A 12,022-nucleotide genomic window follows, 5' to 3' on the forward strand; every position below is an offset into this window, starting at 1 on the left:
GAAGGAGTAAATACCATGGTACAAATAGTAAAGAATGCAACGTTAGTCAATGGAACAACTGTTGATATTGTCATTGAGAATCAGCGAATTGTAGAAGTAGTAAAAAAAACTACAGTACAAGGTGAAGTAATTGTTGATGCAGCTGGTATGTATGTTTCCCCAGGTTGGATTGATCTTCATACACATGCGTTTCCAAAATATAAGCCGTATTGTGCGATACCAGATCAAATTGGCTATACAACGGGTGTAACTACGATTGTCGATGCTGGTAGCAGTGGTGCCAATAACGTGGATGAATTTTACCAAATTGCAAAAGCAGCAACGACGAGAGTATTGGCTTTTTTAAATATATCTCGTATTGGATTGATGCGTCAGGATGAACTTTCAGATTTAAGTAATCTATCTTTTGATGCGATTCAGCAAGCAGTGGAGAAATATCCGCAATTTATTGTTGGACTAAAAGCACGAATGAGTGCAAGCGTTGTTTGTGGGAATGGCATACAACCGCTGATTATAGCTGAGACGTTTCGTAATAAATTGGCACTCCCATTAATGGTGCATGTAGGTACGGCACCACCTGAACTCAATGAAGTATTAAGTTACATGAAAAAAGGAGATATTTTAACGCACTGTTATCATGAGAAAGAAAATAACCATATTTTTAGAGAAGATGGCTCCGTAAAACCTTCATTATTAGAAGCAATTGATAGAGGGGTCTATTTAGATGTTGGTCATGGAAGCTCGAGCTTTTCGTTTGAGATTGCACAAAAAGCGAAACAACAAGGTGTTTACTTTGATAGTTTGGGGACGGATATTTATCAAAACAATCAAAAGAACGGCCCTGTTTATAATATGGAGACAACATTAAGTAAGTTTTTAGCGTTAGGATATAGTTTAAAACAAGTTATCGAAGCGGTTACGACAAAACCAGCAGAAATATTAAGTAAACCGGAGTTAGGAAGCTTACAACCTGGTTCGATTGCGGACTTAACATTTTTTACAGTAAAAGAATCATCAAAAAAATTAACGGATTCATTCGGTACGAGTATTCATGGAGAGTCACTTATTAAAGCAGAAGCAGTCATCATAGGAGGGAATTATATTGAACTTGAAAAAAGTGATTAATGCGAGTGGGAGAATGAGTATATTAGGTGTATCTACGATGTCAGAATATGTGCTCGAAGGCCTTGCTGAAGGAGGGAGATACTACTTCGAAATGGAAAAACTAGTGCAGGAATCCGGACAGCAAGTAGCGAAGTATGTACATACAGAACACGCATTAATTACAAATTCCGCATCCGCAGCGATATCCCTTGCGGTAGCGGGAGTTATATCAAAGGATAATCGCTACCTTGTTGAGCACTTATATGAAGATGCTTCTCTTCAACGAGAAATACTAATAATGAAGGGGCATCAAGTAGATTATGGAGCTCCAGTGGATGTAATGATACAAGTAGGCGGCGGAAAACCTAAAGGAGTAGGATATGCGAACGGTTGTAGCATCGATCAAATTGATCTAGCGGTATCGGAGAATACGGCAGCAATTCTCTTTGTACAATCCCATCATTGCGTGCAAAAGAATATGCCGTCATTAAAAGAGGTAAGTGAATGGGCACGTCAAAAAAACCTTCCACTCATTGTTGATGCAGCTGCAGAAGAAGATATTGCAGGATTCGGAGAAATCGCAGACTTGGTAATCTTTAGTGGCTCCAAAGCGATTCAAGGTCCTACATCTGGCATATTAGCTGGAAAAGCTGAACTTATAAAATATGCTACTCTCCACATGAAAGGAGTCGGGAGAGCGATGAAAGTAGGGAAGGAAGCAATTTTTGGGTTGTTGCATGCATTAGAACAATTTGTCACTGAACAATCGGATGTGTCGCTCCAATTAGCAGATTTAGAAAAACTAAAGCAACTGAACAAATGGAGCGGAGTCAAGATAACTATTGAGGTGGATGAATCGGGAAGAGAAATTTACCGCGGAAGAGTACATGTTGGTGCAGAAGCTCCGCTTGATGCTTCAACATTAGTAGATCAATTAAAAGACGGAAATCCTGCTATTTATACAAGGGATTATCATGCAAATGAAGGGCATTTTGATATTGATCCTCGACCATTATTTCCAGGAGAAATGGATATAATTGTACAAGAAATTTCTCACCTAATAGGAGGTGGACAAGATGGCTAATAACTTTTATAACAATCGAATTTGTTTAAATGTATTAGCTTCTGATATAACAAATGCAAAAGAAATCTATGAAGCAACCGATGGTTATGTACTCATAGGCTTATTATCTAGCAATTATAATAGTGTTCATGAAGCATTAGAAGATATACATGTATATGATAAGGAACTAGATGGAGCCATTTCACTCGGTTTAGGTGGAGGGAACCCAGAGCAATGGAAGATGGTTGCAGACATTAGTCGTGAATATCAACCGAGGCACATCAATCAAGTCTTCCCAAAAGTAGGATATACGAGAGCAGCTGTAAACCATTCTCAAACGCTGATTAATAGTCTAGTAAAACCTACGGGACGACCTGGTTTTGTCGATATTGCTACAGGACCAACGAATAAAGCTCCAATCATTGTAGAGGTGGAAGCTGCGATTCAGTTAACCAAAGAAATGGGCGGAAATTCACTAAAGTTCTTCCCGATGGATGGAACAAGTCGATTAGAAGAATATGAAGCAGTAGCTAAGGCTTGTGCAGGTGAAGACTTTTATTTAGAACCAACAGGGGGTATAGATGTACAAAATAGTGGTCAGATTATTGAAATCGCTCTCCAATCCGGTGTGAAGAAAGTTATTCCACATGTCTATTCTTCTATTATTGATGCTTCTACAGGTCGTACGAAGTTAGAGGATGTACAGTCTATCTATCATTTTATGAAACAATTAGGAGACCAGTATGACGAATAAAGTAAAGGCATTTGGAGAGGTAATGATGCGACTCCATGTTCCGGGTAAAAAGAAGTTAGAGCAAACTCGCGTATTAGATATGTCTTTTTCAGGTACAGGAGTGAATGTGCTCACTGCTTTAGGAAAATATGGAAACCAAACGAGCCTCATAACAACATTGCCAGATAATAATATTGGAGAAGCAGCTTTATCGTATTTGCAATCATTAGGAGTAGGAACGCAAGACATTCATCGAGATGGCGAACATATCGGGATGTTCTTTTTAGAAGATGGTTTCGACTTGCGTCCATCCGTAGTCACGTACACCAGTAGGGAAATCAGTGCCTTTCACCAAGCGGTAGCATCGGATTATCATATGGAACGAATATTGATAGATACAGATATGATTCACTTTTGTGGCATCGGTTTAGCAGTTTCGGAGAATTCTAGGAAAACCATGCTTTCTCTTGCAAAGAAAGCAAAAAAACAAGGTGTTTTAGTAGTATTTGATTGTAACTTCAGACCGAAACTGTGGGGAAATAATACCCGACAAGCGAGAAATGCGTATCAACAGATGTTACAGTTAAGTGATGTTTGTTTTATGACGGAAAAAGATGCAATACACGTTTTAGGTTACGCTACAAATGAAGTTGATCGAAAATCACAAATTAAACAACTTATACCGAAAGTAGCAGAAGAATATGGAATTCAATTAATTGCTGGTACAATTAGGGAGCGATTACAAGATAATAAGCATGAGATAGAAGGCTTTTTATATACAAATGCGTATTTTTATTACTCTAAACGGTATGAATTTCGAATTTTCGATCGTATTGGTGGAGGTGATGGTTTTGCGAGTGGTATAATGCATGGATTACGACAACAATACTCGAAAGAAGATACCGTTCAATTTGCTATGGCTGCTGGAATTTTAGCGCATTCAACATATGGAGATTCACCAATTTCATCTGATAAAGAAGTATGGTCTTTAGTAAATAATCATGATCCCGATATAGAAAGGTAGATCAATCATGAAACTAAATTTGAGGGAAGGTTCTTTATATATTCAAGTGAAAGATATCTTGAAAGAAAGAATTATTAATGGACAATATAAAGTCCATGCTCTGATTCCGTCTGAACCAGAATTGGAGAAGGAGTTTGAAGTAAGTAAGATAACCATTCGTAAAGCGGTAGAACAGCTTGCTCAAGAAGGCTATGTAGAAAAAAGAAGTGGTATCGGGACAACGGTTTTAGCAAATCAGGTGGTTTCCAAATTATCAAAAGGCCAACGTTTTACGGAGTATTTAATTGGGGAAGGTCATCATTTGAGTAAGAAGTTTATTGATTTAACGGTTGTTGAAGAACTTTCGGATCCACTACATCAATTAGGTGGTAATGAAGCCTACTGTATTGAACGCCTATATATATTAAATGGAAAACCTTATATTCACTTTCGACATTATATTTCTACGCATATTGCACTTCCAAAAGACCCGGAAGTGTTTGTTAATTCCCTTTACGATATGTTGTATCAGCAAGGAATTCGTTTTTATCGATTTAAAGATGAATTCGGTGTTTCTGTTCCTGAACAAAATGTTGCCGAACTGCTGGAAGTAGAGAAACAACCACTATTACAACGTGAACGTTATTCATATGATAGTAGAGATCGGCTCGTGGAGTATTCGTTTGCTTATTATAATACCGAGCTTCATAAATATATCGTTAATTTTAATATGTGAAATAATATCTTAAGTGCTAGATCCACTTGAAAAGTGTTCTTCTTTTCAAGTTAGCTAAAAACGATGCCTGCTAAAAAGAGTCCATCTGCAATGAAAATCAAAACAGATCAGATCAGGTAATACATTTAGAGATCAATGACCTAGGTGATCCTCTGTTTGCTTATTGCATCAAGAGTGTCACTTAGGCCATTTCTTTTCTTCAAGTATTTAATTTGGTTTGGAAGCCTATTATTGTTTATACCAATAGTAGGCTTCTTTTGCCATTGGTGCAGGAATGTCAGCAAGGGTCTTCACATACACAGGTTTACCACGATTGCTTGTTTTAATGGTAATGACACCAAGACGTCGTTGAATAATATTTTCTTCTATGGAGAATTCAATAGCTTTATTTCGCTGGGTAACTAATGTCGTGATTTCCCAACCCCCAGTTTGTAATTGGATAAACGACCCATTGATCGTAAATTTAGCAAATCGATAATCAAGATAACGAACCACGATGGTTAAAATGAGTAAAATAATAGATGTCCACCACCATTGTGGGAAGAAGTAAAGAATAACTCCTGTGGCGATTATCCATATCCATGGAACATGGAGCATTCTTGCAACAAGTGATGAAGTTGGCATTCGTTTCATTTCTGTTGTAATTTCAAACCCTGGCAGTAATTCTTCTACTAAAGAGAGTGCTCTTTTGGTAGGTAGAAATGGATATAGAGAATTGACTGGGTCTCCAGACAATTCCATTTCACCAGCGCTAATTAATTTTACGCTGGTTAGTCCTAGTAACCGTTTTAATATGGATTGACGCATTTCAATGGCTTGAACGTTCTTTTTTCGAATAGAGAAATGTTTCTCACTAAGCACACCTTGAGAAATATAAATACGCTCTTCATCAGAAGCAATCTCATACTTCCCATACTTTAAAAATGTTTGTATAACGCCAAAAGCTATAGACGCTAAAATAAGTAGTGTGATTGCAATGGCAAGTACCATCCATGAGTTGGATAGGAACTGATAACCTTCTTCAAGATAAGTACTGATATCATAAACGCTATCAATCTGTTGGAAAATCGATAATAGAATGGGAACTAATACAATATAGCTTGCTGATAGTATGGATGCTTTTAATACATCTTTACGTGTTGGTGTAAAGTGAATTTTTCGTTCGGGATGTTTCTGCTCCAATTTATTGTTACGAAGCTCATTTTCGGTTTGTGAGGTTTCCGTAATTGCTTGATCTTCTTTAACTCCACCTTGTTCTATCTTAAGATCATTTTTTCGATAGCGGTCGATAATACTTTCTAGTTTCTTTGCTTCTGTTAAATAGAGAGCAGGAAAGGTGAAGGAAGCATCATCACCTCCTGAACCAGTCTCTAGCACTAAAGAAGTTGCATTAAAAAACCGGAAGTAAAAGGGTGTATTTGTCTTTACATTTTGAACTCGATCAAAAGGTAAATAACGCTGTTTTATTACAAATGCGCCTTGTCTGATAACAATCGATTTTTCTTTTACTTCATATGAAGTTCGGAACCACTCTACAATAGCTGTGATAATAAGTAGAATAAAGATTGCAATTAGAATGTATCTGCCGATTACTACCCAGGTCGATGTTGATGCTATATTAATCACAAAGAAGATAAGTATTAGAAAAAACAGATCTTTAATCGAACTTAGAATGGATGAAGCAATCATTAATGGATGCATGCGTTTTGATTGCATCATTCCGCTCCTTCCTCATCATTAATATTGGCTAAGTCAGCGATTTGGTCTCGTATCGCTCGAGCTGTATCTTCTGGAATTGCTGGTATTTCATGTGTCGAAGCCATCGTTCCAATAGATAGGGTATGTAGATTATATTTACGCAGTAGTGGTCCTTGTTTCAAACCCACATACTGTATTTTTGCCATGGGAATAACGACATGAATAAGCTTCCAACGACCGTGTTTTAATTGTACAAAGTCTTCATCTACTTGATAGCGCCAATATTTCTGTAATAAATAAGGTTCTAAATAAATGGACCAGATAATATCTAGTAGACTAAGCGCTATTAACCCCCATAAGACGTAAGCTATCCAGTCATACCAAGAAAAGTATGTATGTGCAATTAATAGTGCAATTAAGATAATAAATGCTCCTGTTAGAATAAAACTATTCATCGTACGCCATACAAGGATTGCTTTTTCGGAAATCCTCTCTGTTGGCTCTTCTATTTGATTGTGCATTTTCACTTCTCCTCTCTTAATTACTCATACGATATACAAAAGAAATAAGTTTCAAATTCTATCGTCTATTATATCCGAATAAACCAAAATAGAAAGTAGATACTAAACGTAATTAAATAATTATCGAGGTGTATGGATAAAATGAGAGCTGTAACGTATCAAGGACCGAAAAAGATAGAAATTAAGCAAGTACCTGCACCAAAAATTGAAAAAGCTGATGACATTATTGTAAGGATTACAACGACTTCAATATGTGGATCGGACCTTCACCTGTACCAAGGTAACATACCTTTACCAGAAGGATATATTATTGGACATGAGCCAATGGGAATTGTGGAAGAAGTTGGTCCAGAAGTGACGAAAGTGAAAAAAGGAGACCGAGTCGTTATTCCATTTAATATCTCTTGCGGTCAATGCCATTATTGTCAGCATGAAATGGAGAGCCAATGTGATAACTCCAACCCATATCATGATTCAGGTGGTTACTTTGGCTATTCGGAAAAGTTTGGTAATTATCCAGGTGGACAGGCAGAGTATTTACGTGTTCCTTTTGGTAATTTCACCCCTTTTTTAGTGCCAGAATCTTGTGAGTTAGAAGATGAATCGCTCTTGCTTTTGTCAGATGTATTACCTACGGCTTATTGGAGTGTGAAACATGCAGGCGTCAAGCTGGGGGATACTGTCATTGTTCTTGGGTGTGGCCCAGTCGGTTTAATGGCTCAGAAATTTGCTTGGTTAGAAGGGGCGAAGCGGGTAATTGCTATCGACCATTTAGATTATCGTATGAAACATGCCAAGAAGAAGAATATGGTAGAGACATTTGCATTTACAAAGTTCCCTGATATGGGAGAGCATTTAAAAGAAATAACGCAAGGTGGAGCAGATGTTGTAATTGATTGTGTAGGAATGGATGGGAAGAAGTCAGCTTTAGAATACTTGGAACAAAAGCTGAAACTCCAAGGTGGCACACTTGGACCAATCCAAATTGCTACAAAAGCTGTTCGTAAATTCGGAACCGTCCAATTAACTGGTGTGTATGGTGGGAATTATAATGCATTTCCACTTGGTGCATTTTGGGTGCGTAATATTAATCTGAAAATGGGTCAAGCTCCTGTTATTCACCTCATGCCCGAACTATACAAGAAAATTATGAATCAAGAAATTGACCCTACGGAGATTATTACTCAGCGACTGCCATTAAAAGAAGCAGCACAAGCGTATCAAGTTTTCAATGATCATGAAGATGATTGCATTAAAATCTTATTAAGACCATAAAAGACAAAGTACCCTCTAATGACTCTATGCGGTTGTCGTAAAAAAGACCGTCTACTAAAGCCATATGAAGGTACTTGTTTATTTAGTGTAACGGAGCATTCGGTGGCTGTTGTACCGTAGTATAGCTATTTAACATATTGATCATATCTTGTTCTGCTAATTGGGGAACCTGATAATATGCGTGTTTATTTTGATATAAGAAAATCTCATAGCTAAGTTCAATGAAGTTTGGTACTGTATCAGCGATCACTCTGCGTAATACTGGATTGGTCATCTCTACTGCTGTCATCGCAAGCAAAGATGTTAGGGATTTAGCATTTCCTAGCATATAGGCAGAGATTCCTTGATCGGATAATTCATTGGTGGAAGCATTCGGTTTTTTCGGTTTTCCAGCTTGAATGCCGTAAACGATATTGTTCGATTGCTGCATCTTGTATTCTTGAGTGGGTACTTTAGGGTCATGTCCGGTTTGAAAAGATTCAACAATGGTATTATAGGTTTTCGTTACAAATGTCGTTTGACGATGCAAAATATCCTTAAGTGCAGGGTCTTGGATATGTTGCTCATACATTTGATATTGATCAAGCATGCTAATGATACCAGCAATCACTTCATGGGCATCAAATAGTTCATGACCGCCGTGGTTTAAACTTTGCCCAGGTTGTGTCATCCCAGCTTGATTGGTTGGCTGTTTCATCTGATTTGGTTGATGATTTTCTTTACCTTGATTCATTGAATGCATTTACTTTCCTCCTAAATATGAATGTTATATCTTGTTTACTTTCCCCAACATCTTATTTTTCATGAATGGTTCAGCGTACATATTCTTTTTTAGGATGGTTAGGCTAAAGTCATCTTAGTTATTAAAGGAAGATTATAAATGAAGCCTATACGTCCACAAAGTTACTCAGAGCATGAGGAATTAAAAGCTGTTATCCTTTGCCGTCCAGCAGAAGTATCCATTACTGACCCCAAAGTATTGGATGAAGTACGTTGGAGCGGTGCTGTACATGTAGAAAAAGCAACCGAAGAATTTTCGATGATGAAGCAGGCTCTGGAAGAAGCTCAAGTTGAAGTTATTGAGTATAGCTCGTATTTATCGGAGAACGACCAAGCACTAAGTCAGCAATTAATTCATCGTGTCTTTGTGCGTGATCTAGCTTGTGTATTTGGAACGACCATGATTCCCGGTAAAGCAGGTATATTTATGCGTAAACCGGAGTATATGCACTCACATGTACTATTTCAAGATTGGTTTCCAGATTCGTTTCAAATACGAGAAAACAACGATTTAAAAGCATTGGAATTTGGCGATGTTATGGTCTTAAATAAAGATGCTGTACTCATCAATGCAGGGATGCGAACAAGCATTGATAGTGTGGAACAAATAAAACAAACCATCTTTGCAAGTGGTTTTTCTGAAATTGCCGTGATTAATTTACCAAGAAACTCCGATACGATGCACTTAGATATGAATGGGAACGTCGCTGGAGGAGATGTATTTATTGCTAAGGCATTTATGCGACATTTTCCCGTATATGTATCGATGGAAGCAGGCGCGAGATATGAGATGTTGGAGACCTTCCTGCGGCGTCATGGTTTTGATATACATTGGCTACAACAGTATGAATCGTTGCCGGACTTTAATTATCTTAATCTCAATCCTGAAACACTGTTAATTAGTAAAGCGGCACATAAACAGCGGTTAAAACAACACCAACAAATAGCCAAGTTACAATTTATCGAAGTAGAAGTATCTGAGTTAGAAAAAGCAGGAGGTGGAATTCGTTGTATGACACTTCCTCTTGTGCGTAAAGGATAGGTTAGAATGGTTCGAAAAAAAGGAAATATGAAATGGTGGCAATTATCGCTTGTTGGTATAGGCTGTACTATTGGAACAGGTTTTTTCCTAGGGTCAAGTATTGCTATTGAACAAGCAGGAGCAAGGGTACTATGGTTATTTCTGTTTTCTGCTATCGGCACATACTTTGTATATGAGACGTTAGCCAAGTTATCGATAGAGTATCCAGATAAGGGTTCGTTTCGCTCTTATGCCAAGAAAGCATTTGGCGATTGGGCAGGTTTTAGTAATGGGTGGGTGTATTGTTTGAGCGAGATGCTGATTATGGGAAGCCAGTTAATTGCTCTAGGTATCTTTACACGCTTTTGGTTTCCAGATTTACCTTTGTGGATATGTATGGTTATCTTCGCTGGGCTTGGATTAACCATCATCCTTACGGGACTTGCTGGGTTCGAGAAGATTGAAAATATCTTTGGAATAATGAAGGCTTCTGCAGTTATCATGTTTATTTTGGTTGCTGTATTTTTGTTAGTAAAGGAAACAGAAAGTTCCGGTAATCCAATCCACAGTGCGTTGAGTGGTAACTTTCCTTCAACGTGGTGGGTGGGCTTTATCTATGCGTTTTATGCTTTTGGTGGTATTGAAGTAATGGGACTTGTTGCGACCGATCTGAAAAAAAAGCAAGAAGCGTTAAAAGCGGGAAGGTGGATGCTGCTAGGGCTTGTATCTATTTATATCATTGCATTAGGGTTAGCTTTAGCGTTTATCAATGAGAAGAAAATAAGTATAGATGAAAGTCCGTTTATTACAGCATTACAACCATTTCAAATACCGTTTATTGCTGATGTATTTAATGGTGTTTTTATTATTGCCGGATTCTCCACGATGATTGCTTCTTTGTATGCGATTATCACCATATTGGTTACGTTATCTGAAGATCATCATGCACCAGCTTTTTTATCTAAAAAGGGAAGGTTGAAAATTCCCTTCCCAGCATTTATTAGTTTATTGATCGGCTTAATTGTCTCTATTGTCATTGGTTTACTTTTACCAGATCGCATATTTGAGTATATTACTACCGCAGCCGGTCTCATGCTTTTATATAATTGGTTGTTTATTTTAGCGAGTTTTATGAAATTACAGCGCCCGACACGCTGGAGCTTTATGAAGCCTATGATTGCAGGTGTTTTGATTATTATAGCAGTGACGACAACCTTATTTACGGAAGTTAGCAGGATGGGTTTCTTTGTCAGTATAGGATTTATTTTCATGATTACCATTGCGGTGTTTATCATGAAAAAGAAATGGCATACTACTTCATCTTCGTAAGGTCGGATATCCTTTGTTTAAAACGGGTAAATGGGCATTTACTTAAGGTCTGGTCATCATCACCAATGAAGTATTGTTTCCATTCGTGATTATCAATGTTTCCATACCATTTTAATTCTGGATGAACCGATATAGAATCAAATGCTTGTAAACGCTGGCGTATGACATTCTTTATTTTCCGGCCATAGGCAGTAGAAGCATTTAGTTCCTCAAATACAAAACGCGGTTGAAAAGCAATCATCATATAGGGAAAATATCTACTTTTTCGTAACTGGTGAACAGGAGTTGCACAAAATGCGAAATAGGGTTCACCGTTAAAACAAAACTCCCACTCATGGTGTTCTGGATTATCCGGTATATTTATTGGCCAATGTGATGTATCATAGTTCGTTACATCAGACAACATTCTCCAGAATAAATCTTGGTAATCATCCATCACTGCCTCGGTTTCATTCATATGGATAAACATAACAAGAGAAGTATATTGCCCAATATCTTTGGAAATATCTCCATACTCCTTTAGTGATGATGCCAACATCTTCATATCGTCGACGTTATCCAAAAAGCCAAATCGTAACATATTTTTTTTAAATCCTTGACGTGCAGGTACACAAGGATAGTCTTTTTTTTCACCAATCATGAATTGAAAATATTGATAAGCATCTTGTTTCCAAGGAGAAAGTAACTCCCAATTTTGCTTGATTTTTACATTGTCAAAAAGTATACCCATGCATAATCCTCCTCCTAGAGTTAGCTTAT

Annotated in this window: 12 protein-coding genes; 8 read left to right on the plus strand and 4 right to left on the minus strand. The window is 37.5% G+C overall.

All coding sequences use genetic code 11. The annotated features are described in order from the left end of the window. Window positions 1-15: 15 nt before the first annotated feature. Genes ABC346_RS05735 through ABC346_RS05755 form a run of 5 tightly spaced genes read left to right on the plus strand, consistent with a single transcriptional unit; the run spans window position 16 to window position 4,639 of the window. On the plus strand, window positions 16-1,125 hold the full coding sequence (locus ABC346_RS05735; protein ID WP_413233940.1) for an amidohydrolase/deacetylase family metallohydrolase: 1,110 nt from the start codon (window positions 16-18) through the stop codon (window positions 1,123-1,125). Beyond that, entirely contained in the window at window positions 1,103-2,188 is a 1,086-nt protein-coding gene (locus tag ABC346_RS05740) for a DgaE family pyridoxal phosphate-dependent ammonia lyase (RefSeq protein WP_413233941.1), read from the plus strand. Before ABC346_RS05735 ends, ABC346_RS05740 begins: the two co-directional genes overlap by 23 nt. Then, complete coding sequence (gene dagF, locus ABC346_RS05745) at window positions 2,172-2,921, plus strand: 2-dehydro-3-deoxy-phosphogluconate aldolase (protein ID WP_413233942.1); 750 nt, start codon at window positions 2,172-2,174, stop codon at window positions 2,919-2,921. The genes ABC346_RS05740 and dagF overlap by 17 nt, the downstream gene beginning before the upstream one ends. Continuing rightward, window positions 2,911-3,924 (plus strand): sugar kinase, encoded by a 1,014-nt coding sequence (locus tag ABC346_RS05750; RefSeq protein ID WP_413233943.1) that lies wholly within the window; start codon window positions 2,911-2,913, stop codon window positions 3,922-3,924. The genes dagF and ABC346_RS05750 overlap by 11 nt, the downstream gene beginning before the upstream one ends. A 7-nt stretch (window positions 3,925-3,931) precedes the next feature. Next, complete coding sequence (locus ABC346_RS05755) at window positions 3,932-4,639, plus strand: GntR family transcriptional regulator (RefSeq protein ID WP_413233944.1); 708 nt, start codon at window positions 3,932-3,934, stop codon at window positions 4,637-4,639. A gap of 228 nt (window positions 4,640-4,867) precedes the next feature. Here the strand turns inward: ABC346_RS05755 and ABC346_RS05760 are convergent, their stop codons facing one another. Together ABC346_RS05760 and ABC346_RS05765 are read right to left on the minus strand one after the other, a co-directional pair. Beyond that, on the minus strand, window positions 4,868-6,358 hold the full coding sequence (locus ABC346_RS05760; protein ID WP_413233945.1) for a PH domain-containing protein: 1,491 nt from the start codon (window positions 6,356-6,358) through the stop codon (window positions 4,868-4,870). After that, a complete protein-coding gene (locus ABC346_RS05765; RefSeq protein ID WP_413233946.1) occupies window positions 6,355-6,858 on the minus strand; it encodes a PH domain-containing protein in 504 nt (167 codons plus the stop codon). Before ABC346_RS05765 ends, ABC346_RS05760 begins: the two co-directional genes overlap by 4 nt. 141 nt (window positions 6,859-6,999) lie before the next feature. Between ABC346_RS05765 and ABC346_RS05770 the strand changes: the two genes are divergently transcribed. Beyond that, window positions 7,000-8,133, plus strand: a complete 1,134-nt coding sequence (locus tag ABC346_RS05770) for a zinc-dependent alcohol dehydrogenase (protein WP_413233947.1) — start codon at window positions 7,000-7,002, stop codon at window positions 8,131-8,133. An 82-nt stretch (window positions 8,134-8,215) separates the two neighbouring features. Here ABC346_RS05770 and ABC346_RS05775 read toward each other — a convergent pair whose 3' ends face one another. Beyond that, a complete protein-coding gene (locus ABC346_RS05775; RefSeq protein WP_413233948.1) occupies window positions 8,216-8,875 on the minus strand; it encodes a spore coat protein in 660 nt (219 codons plus the stop codon). Window positions 8,876-9,013: 138 nt separating this feature from the next. Here ABC346_RS05775 and ABC346_RS05780 point away from each other — a divergent pair, with 138 nt between their 5' ends. Beyond that, window positions 9,014-9,955, plus strand: a complete 942-nt coding sequence (locus tag ABC346_RS05780; RefSeq protein WP_413233949.1) for an arginine deiminase family protein — start codon at window positions 9,014-9,016, stop codon at window positions 9,953-9,955. Between the two features lie 6 nt (window positions 9,956-9,961). Continuing rightward, on the plus strand, window positions 9,962-11,263 hold the full coding sequence (locus ABC346_RS05785; protein WP_413233950.1) for an amino acid permease: 1,302 nt from the start codon (window positions 9,962-9,964) through the stop codon (window positions 11,261-11,263). Here the strand turns inward: ABC346_RS05785 and ABC346_RS05790 are convergent. Further along, window positions 11,247-11,993, minus strand: coding sequence for a YqcI/YcgG family protein (locus ABC346_RS05790; protein WP_413233951.1), 747 nt, complete (start codon window positions 11,991-11,993; stop codon window positions 11,247-11,249). The genes ABC346_RS05785 and ABC346_RS05790 overlap by 17 nt on opposite strands. Between the last annotated feature and the right edge of the window lie 29 nt (window positions 11,994-12,022).

This window comes from Oceanobacillus phoenicis (genome assembly GCF_047238145.1).
In the GTDB taxonomy this organism is placed as follows: domain Bacteria; phylum Bacillota; class Bacilli; order Bacillales; family Amphibacillaceae; genus Oceanobacillus.